Genomic DNA, 21,639 nt, shown 5'->3' on the forward strand with positions numbered 1-21,639 from the left:
TAAAAGATAGGCTCGCTGTTTTTGATTTGTCTTAAGCACATTAGATTGACTGATAAAGTTAATTATTTTATATTTGCATTGATGCACAACTAAAGAGAAAGTAGGTTGATTATGGATTATAGACACGAAAGATTTTTTAAAGACCTTCTTGTTAATGAAACATATTATATTGCGATTAAAGATAGAAAAATGGTTCGCAGAAATGTAGAGGACGATGCGGGCGCTTTATTTTGGACAAGAAAAGAATTAGCAGAAGCTTACTTTGAAAATCGTACAGACGCATACGATAAAATAATTACAAGAGACTTAGATCGTTTTGTGACAAGCGAATTAGATGATTTGTTTGATAAAGGCGATAAAGTATTAGTCAATGTTACAGATGATGTGGATGGTCATTTTATTGATATTTATGAAACTACAGATAAATTGATGACAGAACTTGACCGCATCCGTGTTGTAGAATTTTCACGTATTACTGCAAAATCAGATGATGTGTTCGGCTTAACACATAAAGGCAACAAACAATTCATTATCATCAGTGATAATGGTGAAGACAAGCCGAATTTGATGCCGGTATGGAGTGATTACCGCTCAGCATTGAAAGTCCGTGATGAAGACTTTGAAGAATGCGACGTTGAACAAGTTGAAGGCGAAGTGTTCAGCGAATGGTTAGAACAATTAAGAGATGAAGACCGTGCAGTCGGCGTCAACTTAAAACCTGGTGTAGTAGGTTCAATCGTTTCAGCACAAACACTTAAAAACGAATTATCATATTAAAAAAATAAGGGGATAGGGTGATAGCAGATAACTATCAACCGTATCTCCTTATTTTTAATTAATCCTGATTGCCTAAATAGACACTGCCTAACGCGCCTGAGAAAGCACCATGTTCGATATAGTAAGGTTTGAATCCGCGCAACACAGTATAATCTTCAACAACTTTTCTTAACAGCGGATTGTTGTTGAAGGAGGAACCGATATAAACTACATTTTCAGTATGAGACTCGCGTGCAAGAGTAATGGCCATCGTTGTTACGACTTCTCCGACCACACCCATCACAGAGGCAAGTTTGTCTGCAGGGGTTAAGTCTTTATCCAAATTATGCAAGACATGACCGAAATTGGCAGCTGTTAAATCTCCTGGAATCGGCGGTTCGCTGTTTTTATAAATGTGTTTTACTTTTAAATCGATGTATTCGCGATTGCCTTGCTGGGCTGTATTTGTTAATTCAGTGTAGTCTGTAATCCCTGATAAGAGATAGCCGAGACCTTGAATCATACCGCCGCCAGCACCGATACCGCCGACACGTTTTTGCGACTTTCCGTCTGAATAGTGCATGGAAGTGCCTGTTCCGACGTTTGCGAAGATATAATCAGATAAATAATGGCCTTGTTCTTCAAGCAATACTTCTAATCCTTTAGAGGACGCATCGAATTCTACGAATTCTTTTGAAGGGAAATTCAATTGCTTTTGAATGAGTTTTGCTTTCCCGCCTGTTAATGTGACGTTTGTACAAGATTGATGATTCAACCAGTCGATTACTTTTGATAAATCATCAGAAGGTTCAGTGCGGAAATTACGCTGCCCGTTTTCAATTTCAACAATTTTAATTAATGTCCCACCTGCATCAATACCGATTTTCATGTTTTCACCTCAAATATATGTATAAGACGTAATCATTAATAGTATAATCAAAATGTAAAGAAAAAAGCAAAAATGAGGAGTGTACGATATAAAATGAAATTAAGTCCATACCTTATCGTTGAAAATGCAGGGCAAGCAGCAGAATTTTATCAACATGTGTTCGGTGGAGAAACTAAAATATTAAATCAGCAAAAAGATACAGTACTTCACGCAGAAGTGCATGTGAATGCACAAATGGTTCTGCATATTTCAAGCAATTACGGCAAACCTTTCAGCAATGAAAATATGAACCTGATTTTGACATTCGAAGATGCAGCAGAACAACAACGTGTTTATGATGCATTAAGTGAAAGCGGAGATCCGCATATGCCGATTGCAAAAACTTTTTTCAATGCGATGCACGGGCAAGTGAGAGATCAATACGGTGTCAATTGGTTATCTAATTGTTTCTTATAATAGAGAGTAGGGAAACACTAATTGAACTTGTAGTAAATTAGAAATGTAGGGGATATTATGAAACATAGCAAGCAATATGAAGATATTATTGTAACACTATACCAACCAAAATATTACCAAGAAGTTGTGAACTTTGAATTATCAGAACGTCAGCAGATTTATTCATCGCTGCCGATTCAAGTCTTAGATGATGCACTTAAAGATAAAGACCGCATTGCAAATATTGCGATAAATAAAGAAGGGGCAGTGGTCGGCTTCTTTGTGCTGCATCAATATTATCAGCACGAAGGTTACGATACACCTGAACATGTCGTTTATGTGCGTTCTTTGTCTATTAATGAAAAATACCAAGGCAACGGTTATGGTACTAAAATCATGATGAATCTGCCGAATTATGTTCAATCGCTGTATAGTGATTTCAACCATCTTTATTTAGTGGTGGATGCTGAGAATAAAGCAGCATGGAACGTATATGAACGTGCAGGCTTTATGCATACCGCTACCAAACAAGAAGGACCGATCGGAGAAGAACGCTTGTATTATTTGGATTTAGATTCTAAATATGTATCTTCTTTAAAATTAAAAGCACCAGAAGAACAGCCGGACAAAGAAATTGATACGGTCCATTTAATGCTGGACGGCAAGAAAGCAGGCTTCATTGCACTGCAAGCGACAGAAAACCGTATGCATATCAGAGGAATTGAAGTCGATAAAGCACAACGTCATAAAGGTATCGCAGAAAGTGCATTGCGCCAATTAGCAACATATATCAGAAAAAATTATCCAGACATAGATGTGCTTGATATCGTTTTATTCGGAGAACATAATGAATTAAAACAACTCTGTTTGAACAGCAACTTTGTCGAGACTTTACAGACAGAGGATTATGTGAAGTTTGAAAAGTATATTGTTTATTAATGGCGAATGGTAAAAAAGAATCATCATTAGCATTGCGAAATAAGACATTGTCATTTATAATTTACATTTGTTAACATGAGATGTAACTAAACTTGTGATTGAATTGATAAAGCCTTTGAAAGGGAGTAATAGAACATATGAAAATTCAAGATTACACAAAAGAAATGGTAGACGAAAAATCATTTATCGATATGGCCCATACTTTATTAGAAGAAAAAGGGACAACAATGAATTTATACGATATTATCGATGAATTTAAAGCTTTAGGACATTATGAAGATGATGAACATTTAGAGAAACGTATTGTTCAGTTCTATACAGATTTAAATACTGACGGTCGTTTCCTTAATGTCGGCGAAAATAATTGGGGATTGCGCGACTGGTATTCAGTAGATGATATCGAAGAAAAAATCGCACCTACAATTCAAAAATTCGACATCTTGGATGAAGAAGATGAAGAGGATAAAAACCTTAAACTTCTTGGCGAAGAGGAAGAAGAAGCCGAAGATGAAGAAAGATCTGAAGCGGACGCTGAAGACGACGAAGAAGATTTAGATGATCCTCAAGAAGAAGATGAAGTCGGCGAAGAGGATATCGTAATCGATGAAGATGACGATGAATTAGAAGAAACAGAAGAAATGTTTGAAGATGCGGCAGACTTCAATGACGAGCCGGATGAAGAGTAAATTATAATTGACTTTTTCTAGAAAAATGATAGAATTTTATTCGGGCTCCTTTAATTAGGACAACGTGTATAAATGATACGCTCCCCCTTTACATGAGATGTGAGAGGGAGCGTTTTTTATTTTTAAAAGCTTATTTTATCAGTGGATTAAGGCATTTTTGCCTTATCATGTATACAAGCAATATGGGAATGTACAAATTATATGTAATTGAATAGTAGGAGGAAAAAGAATGACTAAGTTCATATTTGTTACTGGCGGAGTAGTTTCTTCACTAGGTAAAGGGATTACTGCTGCATCATTAGGCAGATTATTAAAAGATAGAGGCTTATCTGTTACAATTCAAAAATTCGATCCGTACTTGAACGTGGACCCAGGTACAATGAGTCCGTATCAGCACGGTGAAGTATTCGTGACTGATGATGGAGCTGAAACAGACTTAGACTTAGGCCACTATGAACGTTTTATTGATATCAACTTAAATAAATACTCTAATGTGACAGCAGGTAAAGTGTATTCACACGTATTAAAGAAAGAACGCCGCGGTGATTATTTAGGCGGAACAGTTCAAGTAATTCCTCATATCACTAACGAAATCAAAGAACGTCTGTTATTAGCAGGCGAAAGTACAAAAGCTGATGTAGTAATTACAGAAATCGGCGGTACAACAGGCGACATCGAATCATTGCCGTTTATCGAAGCAATTCGTCAAATCCGCAGTGATTTAGGCCGTGAAAATGTTATGTATATCCATTGTACATTGCTGCCGTATATTAAAGCAGCAGGCGAAATGAAAACAAAACCGACACAACATAGTGTAAAAGAATTACGCGGTTTAGGGATTCAACCTGATTTAATCGTTGTAAGAACAGAATATGAAATGACACAAGATTTAAAAGATAAAATTGCGTTATTCTGTGATATTCCAGAAGAAAATGTTATTGAATGCCGCGATGCGGAATCTTTATATGAGATTCCTTTACAATTAAGCAAACAACATATGGATGATTTAGTCATTAACCGTTTAGCATTAGATGCGAAATATGAAACACAATTAGATGAGTGGAAACACTTATTAGAAATTGTGAATAATTTAGACGGTGAAATTACTATTGCTTTAGTCGGTAAATATGTCAGCTTGCAAGATGCTTATCTTTCAGTAGTAGAAGCATTGAAACATGCAGGTTACCCGCTTCACAAAGACATCAAAGTTAAATGGATCGACTCAAGCGAAGTCACAGACGAAAACGCAGCAGATTTTCTTAAAGATGCAGACGGCATCTTAGTACCAGGCGGCTTTGGTTTCCGTGCCAGCGAAGGTAAAATCTCAGCTATTCGTTATGCTCGTGAAAACAACGTACCTTACTTCGGTATCTGCCTTGGTATGCAGTTGGCTACTGTTGAATTTGCGCGCAACGTACTTGGCTTAGAAGGCGCACACTCTACTGAGTTAGACCCTGAAACAGCACATCCGATTATCGACTTATTGCCTGAGCAAAAAGATATTGAAGATTTAGGCGGTACTTTACGTTTAGGTTTATATCCAAGCGAAATCAAAGAAGGTACGTTAGCTTATGATATCTACGGCAAAAAAGAAATCGAAGAACGTCACCGTCACCGCTATGAATTCAACAATGATTACCGTGAGCAAATGGAAGAAAAAGGCATGGTCTTTTCTGGTGTAAGTCCAGACGGCAGAAGAATCGAAATGGTAGAAATTCCTGAAAACGACTTCTTCTTTGCGAGCCAATTCCACCCAGAATTCTTATCAAGACCAAACCGTCCGCAACCGATTTTCAAAGCGTTTATCGAAGCGGCAAACAAATTCAGAGAAAACAAATAATAAACTGATAAAAAGAGAACAAAAATAATAAGCGGCAGAGCTGATCACCAATATAAGTGAAAAGCTTTGCCGCTTATTTTATTCAACATCTATATCTAAATCTCGAATCATTTCAATCATTTGCGTGTAGATTTCATAATACACATAGCCAAACGCCATCGGATGAGGCTGTACAATCTTATCATAGTCTTCTGTATAAACAATCGGTCTTGGTGTACATAAGTCGATGAAATGCAAAAGGTGATCCGGAATCTCAGTTTCTTTGCTCTTGTTGCAAATTAATACAAAATCTACATCCAAATCAATCAATGCTTGTGTATCTGCTTGAACCGCTTCATCATAAAAAGGTGAGAACAGTAAAACACGGTCTGTTGTGTCTAATGCACTGAAATCCTCTAAGTCAGAAAGCAGTCTGCTGTCTTCTAACTTCTCATTGCTTTCTAATAAATAGCTTTCAAAAAACTTCAAGTCGCCATAGCCTTTAACATAAATATGTCCTTCTCCGCCAATTGCTTGAATCAGACATTGCGCTGCCATTTGAATATCGATTTCTTGTTGATTCAATCGATTAAATATACCTGTAAGTTGTGTTTGTAATATATTTGCCATGGTATCCTCCAACTTCATAATAGATATATTAATTCTATATGATGTGGTACGTGAATTCAATCTGAGGAAAAATGTATAACAAAGGGTAGAAAAAGGGTAGTGTAAAAAGATACACCGCTGATAATGATTTAATCATGATATTATGATGTATATTTCAAATGAATACGTTTACATTTGAAAATTCACACAATTTTATCATTTATAACCGCTTACATTTAGTTTTGCAATGCATTACAGTGGTGACTTTGGTATACTAAACTTATAAAAATCACGTGCAATATGCACGCAAGGAGGAACTTTCATGCCTTTAGTTTCAATGAAAGAAATGTTAATCGACGCAAAAGAAAAAGGTTATGCAGTTGGACAATATAACCTTAATAACCTAGAATTCACTCAAGCTATTCTAGAAGCTTCACAAGAACAAAATGCTCCAGTTATCTTAGGTGTATCTGAAGGTGCTGCGCGTTACATGAGCGGGTTCTACACAGTAGTTAAAATGGTTGAAGGTTTATTACATGACCTTAAAATCACTGTACCTGTAGCAATCCACTTAGACCATGGTTCAAGTTTCGAAAAATGTAAAGAAGCAATCGACGCTGGTTTCACATCAGTTATGATCGACGCTTCACACAGCCCATTCGAAGAAAACATTGAAACAACTAAAAAAGTTGTTGAATATGCACATGCTCGCGGAGTATCTGTAGAAGCTGAATTAGGTACAGTCGGCGGACAAGAAGATGACGTTGTTGCTGACGGTGTTATCTATGCTGACCCTAAAGAGTGTCAAGAATTAGTTGAAAAAACTGGTATTGATACTTTAGCACCAGCATTAGGTTCAGTTCACGGTCCTTACAAAGGCGAACCAAACTTAGGCTTCAAAGAAATGGAAGAAATCGGTAAATCTACTGGCTTACCATTAGTATTGCACGGCGGTACTGGTATCCCAACTAAAGATATCCAAAAATCTATTTCTTTAGGTACAGCTAAAATCAACGTGAACACTGAAAACCAAATTTCTTCAGCGAAAGCAGTTCGCGAAGTATTAAACAACGACAAAGATGTTTACGATCCACGTAAATATTTAGGACCAGCTCGCGAAGCTATCAAAGCTACTGTAACTGGTAAAATCAAAGAGTTCGGTACTTCTAACCGCGCTTAATTTATAATTTAGTTTTGTTAAAGAGCATCTGTATTCTCAGGTGTTCTTTTTTGCGTTATAAATATATTTGAAAAGATTGTACTCTTATCAACCATGTGTTAGGATACATAAGATTGATTGAAAATTAATCGTACTTAAGGTAATCACTTTGAAGAAAATCTTTTTCAGTATCAACGTGCTTTATGCTATAATATCTTAAGTGATTTTTTGAATGATCAAAAAGTTTATTGAAACTAACATCTTAGATAACAAGATTAAATGGGTGCAACATATCAACTGTTATATTTACAGTATTAAATGGCAATGCATCCATAATATGAATATACAAACGCTTGTGAATTCAACTATAATAAATATGAAGAACAACGATAACCAATATTTTCATAGATGAATCAAATGTGAGTGGGGTGTAGTCATATCAGAAACATGGGTATGCTATACATAGAACTATGGAATGAAGATTGAATAACAAAGGAGAACAATCGAATGGCTCAAGAAGTAATAAAAATCAGAGGCGGACAGCCATTAAAAGGGAAGCTTAAAATTAATGGTGCGAAAAACAGTGCAGTTGCCATTATCCCAGCAGCATTACTGGCAGAAGATGTTGTAAAACTTGAAGGGCTACCGCAAATTTCAGATGTTGCTACTTTAGTTAGCTTGTTAGAAGATTTAAATATAAAAACAGATCTTGAAGGTACAGAGTTAAAAATAGATCCGACAGAAATTCAAAACGCATCTTTACCGAATCATAAAGTCGAATCTTTAAGAGCATCATATTATATGATGGGTGCTTTATTAGGCAGATTCAAAAAATGTGTCATCGGTTTGCCTGGCGGCTGTCCTTTAGGACCGCGTCCGATTGATCAGCATATTAAAGGGTTCAAAGCTTTAGGTGCGACAATTGATGAATCAAGCCCGACATCAATGAAGATTGAAGCAGAAGAATTAAAAGGTGCAAATATCTTCTTGGATATGGTCAGTGTCGGTGCGACAATCAATATTATGTTAGCGGCAGTGCGTGCAGAAGGACAAACAGTTATTGAAAACGCCGCAAAAGAACCTGAAGTTGTCGATGTTGCGACATTCTTAACAGGTATGGGTGCTAATATTAAAGGCGCTGGTACAAGTACGATTAAAATTACAGGTGTTGACCACCTTCATGGTGTAACACATCAGATTATTCCAGATAGAATTGAAGCGGGATCATATATGTGTATGGCAGCTGCTTGTGGCGGAGAAGTGGAATTAGACAATATCATTCCAAAACATATTGAACCGTTAACAGTTAAGCTTCAAGAATTAGGTGTGGATGTTAATATCAATGATGATAGTGTCACGCTTAAAGGCCAATTGCCATTTAACAATGTGAATATCAAAACATTGGTATATCCTGGATTTGCGACGGACTTGCAGCAGCCGATTACGCCATTGCTTTTCTTAGCTGACGGCCCTTCATTTGTGACGGATACGATTTATCCGGAACGCTTCAGACATATTGAAGAGTTGAAGAAAATGGGCGGCGCAATTTCTGTTGATCAAAATACAGCAACTGTTAAACCTTCAACATTGCAAGGTGCTTCTGTCTATGCCAGCGACTTGCGTGCAGGGGCTTGTTTAATTGTTGCAGGCTTGATTGCAGAAGGTGTAACAACAATTTATAATGTAAATCACATTTATCGCGGTTACACAAACATTGTTGAAAATTTAAAATCTCTCGGCGCAAACATTTGGACTGAAAAAATCTAAAATTTGTGGTATACTTTGTATATTAGGTTGACATGATCTAGTAATCATGGAGAGGTGATTTAAATGGAAGTATGTCCTTATTTAGAAGAAACATTTAAAATCATCGGTCGCAGCTGGAATGGATTGATATTGAATTATCTATCTAGATGCCCAGAAAAGTCAGCTCACTTCAGTGAAATGAAGAAAGACTTGAAGACCATCACACCGCGTTCTTTAAGTTTAAAACTTACAGAATTGATGGAATGGGACTTAGTAGAAAAGAATATTGTATCCAAAGCACCTGTCTCAATTGTCTATCAATTAACAGATAAAGGTGCAGCACTGGCTGAAGCATTAGTACCGATGGAAGAATGGGCACAAAAATACGTCGAACTGGAACAAGAGCATAAAGCTGCAAATTCTTAGAATAGATTTGATAAAAGCAAGAGTTATTCCTTCATGGAGTAGCTCTTCTTTTTGGTTATAAGCACATTCGTTTAAAAATAGCGCTGTTAGGTTAAAATAGATAATAAGACATTTACTAAGGAGTGACTGTAATTGAGAACTCAAACTAAACAATATATCAATGGCGAATGGGTAGACAGTGCAAGCGGTGAAACAATTGATGTCATCAACCCTGCAACTGAAGAAGTCTTAGGCCAAATTGCAAAAGGGAATAAAGAAGACGTTGATAAAGCAGTAGAAGCTGCGAACAATGTTTATCTTGAATTCCGTCACAGCAGTGTAGAATACAGAAGAGATTTACTTGATAAAATCGTTAAAGAGTACGAAAACAGAAAAGAAGATATTATAGAAGCAATTACAGATGAGTTAGGTGCACCATTAGAAAAATCTGAAAAAGTGCACTATCAAATGGGATTAAATCATTTCACAGAAGCAAGAGATGCGTTGGATAACTTCCAATTCGAAGAACAGCGCGGCAATGATTTAGTTGTAAAAGAAGCTATCGGTGTAGCAGGATTAATTACGCCTTGGAACTTCCCAACCAACCAAACTTCACTTAAATTAGCGGCAGCTTTCGCAGCAGGCAGCCCAGTAGTGTTGAAACCTTCTGAATTAACACCATTTGCGGCTGTTATCTTAGCAGAAATCTTTGATAAAGTCGGCGTACCGAAAGGTGTCTTCAACTTAGTGAACGGTGACGGCGAAGGTGTCGGCAATCCATTAAGCGAGCACCCTGATGTGCGTATGATGTCATTTACAGGTTCTGGCCCGACAGGTGCAAAAATCATGGAAAAAGCTGCACAAGACTTCAAAAAAGTTTCACTTGAACTTGGCGGTAAATCACCATATATCATTTTAGACGATGCAGATATAGACGGTGCAGCAGAAGCAGCTGCAGGCAAAGTCTACAATAATACTGGACAAGTTTGTACTGCAGGTACAAGGACCATCGTCCCAGAATCATTGAAAGATGACTTCATTAAAGCAGTAAAAGAAAAAATGAGTGCAGTTAAAGTCGGAGACCCAAGAGAAGACGGTGTAGACATGGGTCCGATTATCAGTAAAAAACAATATGATCAAGTTCAAGATTATATTCAAAAAGGTATCGACGAAGGTGCTGAATTAATCCTTGGCGGTACAGGCAAACCTGAAGGCTTAGAAAAAGGCTATTTCGCAAAACCTACTATCTTTACTAATGTTAAAAACGATATGACGATTGCACAAGAAGAAATCTTCGGTCCGGTGATGTCAGTCATCACATACAAAGACTTGGACGAAGCAATTGAAATCGCAAACGATACAGTATATGGTTTAGCAGGTTATGTTTATGGTAAAGATTTAGATACTTTACGCAAAGTTGCACGTCAAGTAGAAGCTGGTACAATTGAAATCAATGAAGCCGGACGCAAACCAGATCTTCCGTTCGGCGGCTACAAACAATCAGGCTTAGGCAGAGAATGGGGCGACTACGGTATTGAAGAATTCTTAGAAATCAAATCAATTGCCGGATATTACAACAAATAGAATTTTGAACTAAAATGCTGGGCAGTAATGTGCTCAGCATTTTTATTTTTTTAAGGAGAGGATAACGTACAATTTTAAGCAGAGTATCAATCATTGTTTTGCGATAAGGTTTAAAATTTGCTATGGTTATCTTATGAAAAATACTTTATAATAAGTAAATACGTAAACTAAAATGAAATGAGTGTAAAACATGCCTGAAAGAGAACGTACATCTCCCCAATACGAGTCTTTCCACGAACTCTATAAGAACAATACTACTAAAGCGCTAACTCAAAAAGCAAAATCTCTTAAACTAACTAACTATAGTAAATTGAATAAAAAAGAATTAGTATTAGCCATTATGGAAGCACAAATGGAAAAAGACGGCAATTACTATATGGAAGGTATCTTAGATGATATCCAACCAGATGGTTACGGCTTTTTAAGAACTGTCAACTACTCTAAAGGCGAAAAAGATATTTATATTTCTGCAAGTCAAATCCGCCGTTTTGAAATCAAACGAGGGGATAAGGTGACAGGGAAAGTCAGAAAGCCTAAAGATAATGAAAAATATTACGGCTTGCTGCAAGTCGATTTTGTCAATGATCATAATGCAGAAGAGGTTAAAAAACGCCCGCATTTCCAAGCACTTACACCGTTATATCCGGATGAGCGTATTAAATTGGAAACAAAATCTAACAATTATTCGACAAGAATCATGGACTTAGTTGCACCTATTGGTTTAGGTCAGCGTGGTTTGATTGTCGCACCGCCTAAAGCAGGTAAAACGTCATTGCTGAAAGAAATCGCTAATGCGGTTACAGTCAATAAACCTGAAGCGAAACTCTTTATTCTGCTTGTCGGAGAACGACCTGAAGAGGTAACAGATATTGAACGATCAAGCGAAGCGGCTGAAGTCGTGCATTCAACATTTGATGAACCGCCGGAACATCATGTTAAAGTAGCTGAATTGTTGTTAGAACGTGCGAAAAGATTAGTTGAAATCGGTGAAGATGTCATCATTTTAATGGATTCGATTACACGTTTGGCACGTGCTTACAACTTAGTAATTCCGCCGAGCGGACGTACTTTATCAGGTGGTTTAGACCCTGCATCATTACACAAACCTAAGCACTTCTTCGGTGCTGCGCGAAACATTGAAGCAGGCGGCAGTTTAACGATTTTAGCAACAGCTTTAATTGATACAGGTTCCAGAATGGACGATATGATTTATGAAGAGTTTAAAGGAACAGGAAACATGGAATTGCATTTAGATCGTAAATTAGCTGAAAGACGTGTCTTCCCAGCAATTGATATCGGCAGAAGTTCAACACGTAAAGAAGAACTGCTGGTTGATAAGAAAGATTTAGACAGTTTATGGCAATTGCGTAATATGTTTACTGATTCAACAGACTTCACTGAACGCTTTATCCGCAAGTTGAAACGTTCTAAAAATAATGAAGAATTCTTCCATCAATTACAAGAAGCTGCAATAGAAAGCAAACGTACAGGCAAACCTATCATTTAATAATAAATTATATTTGTCTTCCAGAATGGGTTGCATTTTATTCTGGTAACAATTATAATTACTAAGTATTGGGTAAAAACTCACAAATAACTCTGTTCCAGATGGTTCAGGGCAAAGGAGCTGAAAATAATTATGAGACAAGGAATCCATCCTGAATACCACAAAGTAATTTTCTTAGATACAACAACTAACTACAAATTCTTAAGTGGTTCAACTAAATCATCATCAGAAACAATGGAATGGGAAGATGGCAACGAATATCCAGTTATCCGTTTAGATATTTCATCTGACTCACATCCATTCTACACTGGTCGTCAAAAATTCGCAGCTGCGGATGGCCGTGTTGAAAGATTCAACAAGAAATTCGGTCTTAAATCATCAAACAATAACGAATAATTTCGATTTAAATGAGACTCTCGCAATTTGGCGAGAGTTTTTTTATTTGGTTTTCAAAGCAAAGTATAATGATGTATGGAGATACAAAAAGAGATTGCATTCCATTAAAATTTTCTCATGTTTTGCCCGTTGTCCTAATAAAAAATATGATATAATGAGATGATTTTGTTTTGAAAAGGAAGGAAAAGCATAATGTATGAAACTTATCATTCCGGCTGGATTGAATGTATTACCGGCAGCATGTTCAGCGGTAAATCTGAAGAATTAATCCGCAGATTAAAACGCGGCATGTATGCAAAACAGAAAGTCATAGTATTTAAACCTGCAATAGATGATCGTTACCACAAAGAAAAAGTGGTATCGCATAACGGCAATGCAATAGAAGCAATCACTATTAAAAAGGCTGAAGAAATTTTAGAACAAGATTTGACTGAAGTCGATGTGATTGGTATAGATGAAGTGCAATTTTTTGAGGATTCGGTTGTAGAAATTGCACAAGATTTGGCAGAACAAGGCCACCGTGTCATTGTGGCAGGACTGGACATGGACTTCAGAGGGAAACCTTTTAAACCGATGCCGCAGTTGATGGCTGTCAGTGAGTTGGTTACTAAGCTGCAAGCAGTATGTGCAGTTTGCGGTGCACCTGCAAGCAGAACACAGCGTTTAATCAATGGCAGACCTGCTAAAGAAGATGACCCGATTATTATGGTAGGGGCAGATGAAAGTTATGAACCTAGATGCCGCGCACATCATATCGTTGCACCTAGTGAATCTGAGAAGGAGGAATTATAATGTTTGATCAATTGGATATCGTAGAAGAACGTTATGAGCAATTAAATGAATTACTGAGCGACCCGGATGTTGTCAGTGATTCAGATAAACTGCGTGAATATTCTAAAGAACAGTCAGATTTGCAAAAGACTGTAGATGTTTATCGCGAATATAAACAAAACAAAGAAGATATCGGTGAAATGCAAGAGATGTTGCATGAAACATCTGATAAAGAAGAAGTGGAAATGCTGAAATCGGATATCAGCGAATTAAAGGCGACATTGCCTGACCTTGAAGAAGAATTGAAATTCTTATTAATTCCTAAAGATCCTAACGACGACAAAAACGTTGTGGTTGAAATCCGTGCGGCTGCAGGCGGAGATGAAGCAGCAATCTTTGCTGGGGATTTATACCGTATGTATTCACGTTACAGTGAATCTTTAGGTTATAAAACAGAAGTATTAGAAATGAATGACAGTGATCATGGCGGATTTAAAGAAATCAGCTTTATGATTAATGGTCAAGGTGCTTATTCTAAATTAAAATATGAAAATGGTGCGCACCGTGTACAACGTGTCCCTGAAACTGAATCAGGCGGCCGTATTCATACTTCTACTGCTACAGTGGCAGTTCTTCCAGAAGCAGAAGATGTTGAAGTAGAAATCAGAAATGAAGATTTGAAGATAGAAACATACCGTTCAAGCGGTTCAGGCGGTCAGCACGTCAACACAACTGACTCAGCGGTACGTATTACGCACTTGCCGACAGGTATCGTTGCGACATCATCTGAAAAATCACAAATTCAAAACCGTGAAAAAGCCTTAAAAGTCTTAAAAGCACGTGTTTATGATATGAAATTGCAAGAAGAACAAGAAAAATATGCATCAGAAAGAAAATCAGCTGTAGGTACGGGTGACCGTTCAGAGCGTATTCGTACGTACAACTATCCGCAAAACCGTGTAACCGACCACCGTATCGGTTTAACAATCCAAAAATTGGATCAAATCATCGAAGGCAAATTAGATGAAATTGTGGATGCTTTAACAATGTCAGAGCAAACTGAGAAATTGAAAGAATTGAATAACGTTGAGTTATAAGGAAGCTGTACAAGCAGCTGCGAAACAAGCAGTTGCACGCGGCTTTGAATCTAAAAGAGCAGAGTGGCTGCTGTTAGATTTGCTTGACTGGTCGCTTGCGGATTATGTCTTGAAGATGAATGACACTATGACAAAAGCACATCGTGCAGCCTATCAAGCAGCGGCAGAACGTATGTTAACTGGGGAGCCGATTCAATATATTACCGGGTTCCAAAGCTTTTACGGCGAACGCTTCAAAGTAGATGCGCGCTGCTTGATTCCTAGACCTGAAACCGAAGAAGTCCTACTGCATTTTATGAATCAATTATCCAATAGTGATAGTGTCGCTGATATTGGTACAGGCAGTGGTATTATTGCGGTGATGCTGAAACTTTTGAAACCTGATTTGACAGTCTATGCGACGGATTTGTTTGAAGGACCGTTAGAGATTGCGCGTGCCAATGCAGCAATGCATCAGACAGATATTACATTCTTGCAAGGGAGCGACTTGTCTCCTTTAATAGAACAAAATATACGTTTAGACGGTTTAATTTCAAACCCGCCGTATATTGATCAAGCAGAATCTATAGATATGGCTGAAACTGTAGTGGATTATGAACCGCACCAAGCTTTGTTTGCAAAAGAGCATGGCTTAGCCATTTATCGAGCAATTATTGAAAAGCTGCCGCAAGTTTTGAATGACAATGCTGTAGTCGTTTTTGAAATCGGTTATAATCAAGGGGAAGTACTGAAGGCACTGATTCAATCTATCTATCCGTCAATTGAGGTAGATGTGATTCAAGATATTAATCAAAACGACAGAATTATTTCATTTATATGGAAACGCTGAACAGCGTATTGATGAGAAGTTATGGGAGAAGAGGGGAGATTGTATAACACCCTGTTCTCGCATAACTTCTTATTTTGTTTTACAATTATTTTTGAAAGGACGTGCAGAGAGATGAAGACAAAAACTTGGGATTTGCGTCATCAATTAGGAACTAAACAAGGTCAGGAAGCGTTAGAAGAAATCAGCGCCATCTATCATGCAGGCGGCTTAGTTGCTTTGCCGACAGAAACGGTATACGGGTTAGGTGCGAATGCGCTGGATAATGAAGCAGTGCGTAAAATATACGAAGCAAAAGGACGTCCTTCTGATAATCCTCTGATTGTGCATATTCACGACCAAAGTCAATTAGATGCGTTTACAGCGCCGCGTTCAAAAGAAGTAAAACAGTTAATGGACACATTTTGGCCGGGACCGATTTCATTTATTTTACCGCTGGAACCAGGCTATTTATGCGAACGTGTTTCTGGCGGATTGCAGTCTATCGCAGTCAGAATGCCGAGTCATCCTATCGGCCGAGCTATTTTAGAATATACAAATTTACCGATTGCTGCGCCGAGTGCGAATATCAGCGGCCGTCCATCGCCTACAACCTTTGCTCATGTCTTTAGAGATTTGAATGAACGGGTAGAAGGAATAGTAAACGGTGATCAAAGTGAAGAAGGTTTAGAAAGCACCGTGTTGGATTGCACGCAATATCCGTTCAGAATTGCACGTCCGGGTGCGATTACAGCAGATATGATTGAAAATGTCTTGCCGGGTTCAGTTGATACAACAGCGCATTTAGATACAGATAAACCGATTGCACCTGGAATGAAATACAAACACTATTCACCAGAAACACCTGTAGCGATGCTGACGAAATTAAATCATGAGATTTCAAGCGACCAGGATTGGCAGCACACTTTATTTGCGGTACCTGCGACATTGAAGCAGTATATTCCAAAGAACGCGATTTATCGTGAATTATCTTCTGATATCTATGATTTAAAGGCCGCAAATCATAATTTATATCAAATATTGCATGAACTTGATACGGTTGATTCGATTCATCAAGGTTATATTTATCGTTATGAAACAACCGATGACAGTATTGCTTTCTTGAACAGACTCGAAAAAGCAACAGGCAATCAACAAATAGGAGCGGATCAATTGTGAAAATAATATTTGTTTGTACAGGCAATACATGCAGGAGCCCGATGGCAGAAAGCATTGCCAAATCATTAATGTCGGACTATGAATTTTATTCAAGAGGCTTATTTGCAATGGATGGACAGCCCGCAGCTGTACATACTGCTGAGATATTGCATGAAAAAAGTTTAGATGCGCCGACTGTATCTTGCCAGTTCAGCGAACAAGATACCGATGCTGATTTAATCTTAACGATGACAGAAGGTCATAAGCAGCAATTGGCCATGATGTTTGAGAAAGATTTGCCGGTGTATACACTTTATGAGTATGCAGGACAAAACGGTGAAGTTTCAGATCCTTACGGCGGTACGCATGCACAGTATGAGCAGATTTACAATGAATTGAATTACTTGCTGAATGAGGTCAAAACGCGATTGGAAAAAGATATGGATAATTAGTATAAGTTAAGCTTTAAATGCGTTATAATAGCTATTATATAGCATGGTTTGCTTACATAAGCGAAGCAGACAAGCGGTGTTCTTGTTTGTCTTGGCTTGTCATCATTTTAAAAAGGGGTGGAATTAAATGGAAAACTTGAAGTTGTTGCTGAATGAATTGAAAGAACAAAATTTCTTTAAACCAGGAGAAATTTGCGTGATCGGCTGCTCGACATCTGAGGTTATCGGCGAACGTATCGGCTCGGTCGGTTCTATGGATGTTGCACAAGAATTGTTTGATGCGTTGATGGAGGTCCGTAAAGAAACGGGTGTCATCTTTGCATTCCAAGGTTGCGAACACATCAACAGAGCAATTACTATCGAACGTGAACATTTCAATCCACTTACAATGGAAGAAGTAACTGTAGTACCTGCAACGCATGCTGGAGGCAGTATGTCAACGTACGCTTATCGCCACCTCGACAATCCTATGGTTGTTGAGCATATCACAGCAAACTGCGGTATTGATATTGGTCAAACTATGATCGGCATGCATATCAAACATGTTGCAGTGCCTGTGCGCACTTCTGTGAAAACAGTCGGCGATGCGGTAGTGACAATTGCGACTTCCAGACCTAAGTTAATTGGCGGCGAACGTGCTCACTATACTTTATAACTAAATGAATTGGGGGAATGATGTCATGTCATTTATCGAAAAGGAAGACAAAGCAGTATTTGAAGCTATTCAAAACGAATACAATCGTCAGAATAACAACATTGAATTAATCGCATCAGAAAACTTTGTGTCTGAAGCAGTAATGGAAGCACAAGGTTCAGTATTGACTAACAAGTATGCTGAAGGTTATCCAGGACGCCGTTACTATGGCGGCTGCCAATTTGTGGATGTTACTGAAACTTTAGCAATCGAACGTGCCAAAGAATTATTCGGTGCAGAACACGTAAACGTACAACCGCATTCAGGCTCACAAGCTAACATGGCTGTTTATTTAGTTGCGCTTGATTACGGCGACACTGTATTAGGTATGAACTTAAGCCATGGCGGCCACTTGACACACGGTGCTAAAGTCAACTTCAGCGGCCAATTTTATAACTTTGTTGAGTATGGAGTAGATAAAGAAACTGAACGTATTGATTATGAAGAAGTACGTCGACTTGCAAAAGAAAACAAACCTAAATTAATCGTTGCAGGCGCATCAGCATACCCAAGAGAAATCGACTTCAAGAAATTCAAAGAAATTGCTGACGAAGTCGGTGCTAAATTAATGGTAGACATGGCACACATCGCTGGTTTAGTTGCTGCAGGTTTACACCAAAACCCGGTAGACTATGCTGATTTTGTAACGACAACTACGCATAAAACTTTAAGAGGCCCTCGCGGCGGTATGATTCTTACTAAAAAAGAATATGCGAAACAAATTGATAAAACAATCTTCCCAGGTATCCAAGGCGGACCTTTAGAGCATGTTATTGCTGCTAAAGCAGTAGCATTCGGCGAAGCTTTGCAGCCTGAGTTCAAAGTTTATCAGCAACAAGTTGTTAAAAATGCAAAAGTACTTGCTGAAACACTTGTTAAAGAAGGCTTCAGAGTTGTTTCCGGCGGAACAGAAAACCACTTGGTTGCTGTAGATGTCAAAGGTTCATTTGGTATTACTGGTAAAGAAGCAGAAGAAGCTTTAGATGAAGTAGGAATTACTTGCAACAAAAACACAATTCCTTTCGACCAAGAAAAACCTTTCGTTACAAGCGGTTTACGTTTAGGTACACCAGCGGCGACTACACGCGGATTCGATGAAAAAGATTTTGAAGAGGTAGCAAAAATTATCAGCCTAGTTGTTCAAAACATTAAAGATGAAGCAAAATTAAAAGAAGCTGCAGAACGTGTGCAAGCGTTGACTTCAAAACACCCATTATATAAATAAGAGAACTAGGAGGCTATTCCTTTATGGGAAAAGTACATGTATTTGATCATCCGTTAATTCAACACAAATTAAGCTATATCCGCGACGTTCATACAGGAACGAAAGAGTTCAGAGAACTTGTAGACGAAGTCGGTATGTTAATGGCTTATGAAGTTACAAGAGATTTAGAACTTCAAGATGTTGAAATTGAAACACCTGTCACTAAAACAACAGCAAAAAGATTATCTGGTAAAAAATTAGCATTTATTCCGATTCTTAGAGCTGGTTTAGGAATGACGCAAGGTGTCTTAAGCTTAATTCCAGCAGCACGTGTAGGCCACGTCGGCTTATACCGTGACCCGAAAACTTTGGAAGCAGTAGAATATTTTGTGAAATTACCGCAAGATATTGAAGAAAGACAAATCATTGTCGTAGATCCGATGTTAGCGACAGGTGCTTCAGCAATTGAAGCTATCAACTCATTGAAAAAGCGCGGTGCCAAACACATTCGTTTCATGTGTTTGATTGCGGCAAATGAAGGTGTTGAAAAATTACAAGAAGCACACCCTGATGTAGATATCTACATTGCTGCACTAGATGAAAAGCTAAATGATAAAGCATATATCATCCCAGGTTTAGGTGATGCTGGAGACCGCTTATTCGGAACAAAATAAGTTGTCTGAATGTAAAATGCTATCTATAAGATACGCATAATGTTTTGATATGATATATAGATGAATAAACAAAAGAGTATGCAAATTATTTAGCATGAATACACAACGTGTTTAAATCTGTTAAATATTGATTTGCATACTCTTTCTCTGTATAGGAGGAAATGATTTGAAAAAAATTATGACAATCTTCGGCACACGACCTGAAGCTATAAAAATGGCACCATTGGTCAATCAATTAAAAAAAGAAGAAGAGTTAGTGCCTATTGTTGTTGTCACAGCACAACATAGAGAAATGCTGGATTCTGTACTGGATACGTTTAACATTCAGCCTGATTATGATTTGAACATTATGAAGTCGGGTCAAACGCTGTCAGATATCACAACAAAAGTGCTGAAAGGGTTAGAAGCAGTCATTCAACAAGAGCAGCCGGATATGATTTTGGTACATGGTGACACGATGACAGCGTTTGCGAGCAGTTTAGCTGCATTTTACAATCAAGTTGCTATCGGTCATGTTGAAGCAGGGCTGAGAACTTGGAATAAGTATTCACCTTATCCTGAAGAAATGAATCGCCAAATGATCAGCAAATTAGCTGATTTGCATTTTGCGCCGACAGCACAAGCTAAAATGAATTTGTTAAATGAAAACACTGATGCATCTAAAATTGCGGTGACAGGCAATACTGCGATTGATGCAATGGCGACGACAATTCAAGATAACTATCATTCAGAAGTCATGGAGCGACATAAAGGCAAGCGTGTATTGCTGTTGACTGCACATCGCAGAGAGAATCTAGGCAAACCGATGGAACATATCTTTTCTGCAGTACGCAAGCTGGTAGAGGCACATGAGGATGTTGTAGCAGTTTATCCTATGCACAAGAACCCTAAAGTCAGAGCAATTGCACAACGCTACTTGAGTCATCATGATCGTATTGAATTGATTGAACCGTTAGATGTAGTAGATTTCCATAACTTCGCACATCAATCTTATTTGATATTGACGGATTCAGGCGGTATTCAAGAAGAAGCACCATCGTTAGGCAAGCCGGTGCTTGTTTTGAGAGATACGACAGAGCGTCCTGAAGGTGTCGCAGCAGGGACATTGAAGCTGGCAGGTACAAATGAAGCGGATGTGTATCGTGAAGCGGAACAATTGTTAACAGATCAAGCAATTTATAAGCAAATGAGTGAAACAGCCAACCCTTATGGTGATGGAAAAGCCTCTCAGCGTATTTGTGACAATATTAAGTATTATTTTAGTCTAACTAGTGAAAAACCGTTAGATGTTAATGAAAATAAAGATAATTATGAATAAAATGTTAAAAATGTGTCGGAAATGTGACAATTGTAGTTCATAAGAATTGCATATTTTGAATGTAATTGACACGTGTTCCGTTGCTATATTATGATTAAAACTGTATGGATGAAATGGTTTACAAATGATTCGTATCTCCATGTGAAATGAGGCACAATAAATGAAACAGTTCAACTTTATCTTTAAGAAATTTCTTCAATATTACATTTATTGGTTGTCAGCCTTGGTTATTATTGCATTTTTAATACCCAAGCCTTTCATTATTGGTCTTATCATTGGTTCATTTGGTTCCTTAATCAATACATACATCTTTGAATTATATTTATCTAAGGCGCAGAAAGAAGAAACGTCTCAGATATCAACAGGGGGCATATGGCGCTTTTTAGTCGCTTTAGCAGCTTGTTGCATCTGGCTTTTCTTTAAAAACCAAGTGAATATATTTGGTGTAATGATTGGTTTAATGATTTCATATTTTTTAATCATTTTCCGACCATTTCTTCACAAAATGTAATACAAATCAATGAGTGAAAGAGGTG

General features: G+C 37.9%; 23 protein-coding genes. 21 read left to right on the plus strand and 2 right to left on the minus strand.

Features of this window, described 5'->3' with window-relative positions:
• Positions 1-111 precede the first annotated feature (111 nt).
• Complete coding sequence (locus tag MUA90_RS04445) at positions 112-777, plus strand: DUF2750 domain-containing protein (RefSeq protein ID WP_262588502.1); 666 nt, start codon at positions 112-114, stop codon at positions 775-777.
• Between the two features lie 58 nt (positions 778-835).
• Here the strand turns inward: MUA90_RS04445 and coaW are convergent, their stop codons facing one another.
• On the minus strand, positions 836-1,645 hold the full coding sequence (gene coaW / locus MUA90_RS04450; protein ID WP_262588503.1) for a type II pantothenate kinase: 810 nt from the start codon (positions 1,643-1,645) through the stop codon (positions 836-838).
• Positions 1,646-1,738: 93 nt separating this feature from the next.
• Here coaW and MUA90_RS04455 point away from each other — a divergent pair, with 93 nt between their 5' ends.
• The 4 genes from MUA90_RS04455 (at position 1,739) to MUA90_RS04470 (ending at position 5,545) form a co-directional block, all read left to right on the plus strand.
• Positions 1,739-2,101 (plus strand): VOC family protein, encoded by a 363-nt coding sequence (locus tag MUA90_RS04455; RefSeq protein WP_262588504.1) that lies wholly within the window; start codon positions 1,739-1,741, stop codon positions 2,099-2,101.
• 57 nt (positions 2,102-2,158) lie between these two features.
• A complete protein-coding gene (locus tag MUA90_RS04460) occupies positions 2,159-3,019 on the plus strand; it encodes a GNAT family N-acetyltransferase (RefSeq protein WP_262588505.1) in 861 nt (286 codons plus the stop codon).
• A gap of 137 nt (positions 3,020-3,156) precedes the next feature.
• The gene (gene rpoE / locus MUA90_RS04465; protein WP_262588506.1) at positions 3,157-3,705 is read left to right on the plus strand and encodes a DNA-directed RNA polymerase subunit delta; all 549 of its coding nucleotides are present in this window, start codon (positions 3,157-3,159) and stop codon (positions 3,703-3,705) included.
• 229 nt (positions 3,706-3,934) lie between these two features.
• The gene (locus MUA90_RS04470; RefSeq protein ID WP_262588507.1) at positions 3,935-5,545 is read left to right on the plus strand and encodes a CTP synthase; all 1,611 of its coding nucleotides are present in this window, start codon (positions 3,935-3,937) and stop codon (positions 5,543-5,545) included.
• Positions 5,546-5,623: 78 nt separating this feature from the next.
• Here the strand turns inward: MUA90_RS04470 and MUA90_RS04475 are convergent, their stop codons facing one another.
• Complete coding sequence (locus MUA90_RS04475; RefSeq protein ID WP_232168049.1) at positions 5,624-6,154, minus strand: DUF2529 family protein; 531 nt, start codon at positions 6,152-6,154, stop codon at positions 5,624-5,626.
• Positions 6,155-6,455: 301 nt separating this feature from the next.
• Between MUA90_RS04475 and fdaB the strand changes: the two genes are divergently transcribed.
• The 16 genes from fdaB to MUA90_RS04555 all read left to right on the plus strand — a co-directional run bounded on the left by fdaB (position 6,456) and on the right by MUA90_RS04555 (position 21,614).
• On the plus strand, positions 6,456-7,313 hold the full coding sequence (fdaB, locus tag MUA90_RS04480; protein WP_105994347.1) for a class IIb fructose-bisphosphate aldolase FdaB: 858 nt from the start codon (positions 6,456-6,458) through the stop codon (positions 7,311-7,313).
• A 486-nt stretch (positions 7,314-7,799) separates the two neighbouring features.
• Positions 7,800-9,059, plus strand: coding sequence for a UDP-N-acetylglucosamine 1-carboxyvinyltransferase (locus MUA90_RS04485; RefSeq protein WP_262588508.1), 1,260 nt, complete (start codon positions 7,800-7,802; stop codon positions 9,057-9,059).
• A gap of 63 nt (positions 9,060-9,122) precedes the next feature.
• A complete protein-coding gene (locus tag MUA90_RS04490) occupies positions 9,123-9,464 on the plus strand; it encodes a winged helix-turn-helix transcriptional regulator (RefSeq protein WP_105994345.1) in 342 nt (113 codons plus the stop codon).
• 132 nt (positions 9,465-9,596) lie between these two features.
• Positions 9,597-11,027 (plus strand): aldehyde dehydrogenase family protein, encoded by a 1,431-nt coding sequence (locus MUA90_RS04495; protein ID WP_262588509.1) that lies wholly within the window; start codon positions 9,597-9,599, stop codon positions 11,025-11,027.
• A gap of 190 nt (positions 11,028-11,217) precedes the next feature.
• A complete protein-coding gene (gene rho / locus MUA90_RS04500) occupies positions 11,218-12,534 on the plus strand; it encodes a transcription termination factor Rho (RefSeq protein ID WP_232168048.1) in 1,317 nt (438 codons plus the stop codon).
• 132 nt (positions 12,535-12,666) lie between these two features.
• Positions 12,667-12,930, plus strand: coding sequence for a type B 50S ribosomal protein L31 (locus tag MUA90_RS04505; RefSeq protein WP_105994342.1), 264 nt, complete (start codon positions 12,667-12,669; stop codon positions 12,928-12,930).
• A 192-nt stretch (positions 12,931-13,122) separates the two neighbouring features.
• A complete protein-coding gene (locus MUA90_RS04510; protein ID WP_262588510.1) occupies positions 13,123-13,722 on the plus strand; it encodes a thymidine kinase in 600 nt (199 codons plus the stop codon).
• Positions 13,722-14,798 (plus strand): peptide chain release factor 1, encoded by a 1,077-nt coding sequence (gene prfA / locus MUA90_RS04515; RefSeq protein WP_262588511.1) that lies wholly within the window; start codon positions 13,722-13,724, stop codon positions 14,796-14,798. Before MUA90_RS04510 ends, prfA begins: the two co-directional genes overlap by 1 nt.
• Positions 14,788-15,627, plus strand: a complete 840-nt coding sequence (gene prmC, locus MUA90_RS04520) for a peptide chain release factor N(5)-glutamine methyltransferase (RefSeq protein ID WP_262588512.1) — start codon at positions 14,788-14,790, stop codon at positions 15,625-15,627. Before prfA ends, prmC begins: the two co-directional genes overlap by 11 nt.
• Positions 15,628-15,738: 111 nt before the next feature.
• Positions 15,739-16,782: an L-threonylcarbamoyladenylate synthase gene (locus MUA90_RS04525; RefSeq protein WP_262588513.1), complete on the plus strand. Its 1,044-nt coding sequence runs from the start codon at positions 15,739-15,741 to the stop codon at positions 16,780-16,782.
• Positions 16,779-17,213, plus strand: a complete 435-nt coding sequence (locus MUA90_RS04530; protein ID WP_262588514.1) for a low molecular weight protein arginine phosphatase — start codon at positions 16,779-16,781, stop codon at positions 17,211-17,213. The genes MUA90_RS04525 and MUA90_RS04530 overlap by 4 nt, the downstream gene beginning before the upstream one ends.
• 127 nt (positions 17,214-17,340) lie before the next feature.
• On the plus strand, positions 17,341-17,868 hold the full coding sequence (locus MUA90_RS04535) for a TIGR01440 family protein (RefSeq protein WP_114602942.1): 528 nt from the start codon (positions 17,341-17,343) through the stop codon (positions 17,866-17,868).
• A gap of 25 nt (positions 17,869-17,893) precedes the next feature.
• Entirely contained in the window at positions 17,894-19,132 is a 1,239-nt protein-coding gene (gene glyA / locus MUA90_RS04540) for a serine hydroxymethyltransferase (RefSeq protein ID WP_105994335.1), read from the plus strand.
• Positions 19,133-19,155: 23 nt separating this feature from the next.
• Positions 19,156-19,785: a uracil phosphoribosyltransferase gene (upp, locus tag MUA90_RS04545; RefSeq protein ID WP_105994334.1), complete on the plus strand. Its 630-nt coding sequence runs from the start codon at positions 19,156-19,158 to the stop codon at positions 19,783-19,785.
• 166 nt (positions 19,786-19,951) lie between these two features.
• A complete protein-coding gene (gene wecB / locus MUA90_RS04550; protein WP_262588515.1) occupies positions 19,952-21,103 on the plus strand; it encodes a non-hydrolyzing UDP-N-acetylglucosamine 2-epimerase in 1,152 nt (383 codons plus the stop codon).
• A 160-nt stretch (positions 21,104-21,263) separates the two neighbouring features.
• The gene (locus MUA90_RS04555) at positions 21,264-21,614 is read left to right on the plus strand and encodes an ATP synthase subunit I (RefSeq protein ID WP_105994332.1); all 351 of its coding nucleotides are present in this window, start codon (positions 21,264-21,266) and stop codon (positions 21,612-21,614) included.
• The last annotated feature ends 25 nt before the right edge of the window (positions 21,615-21,639 follow it).

This window comes from Staphylococcus sp. IVB6181 (assembly GCF_025561445.1).
GTDB classification, from domain to species: Bacteria; Bacillota; Bacilli; order Staphylococcales; family Staphylococcaceae; genus Staphylococcus; species Staphylococcus simulans_B.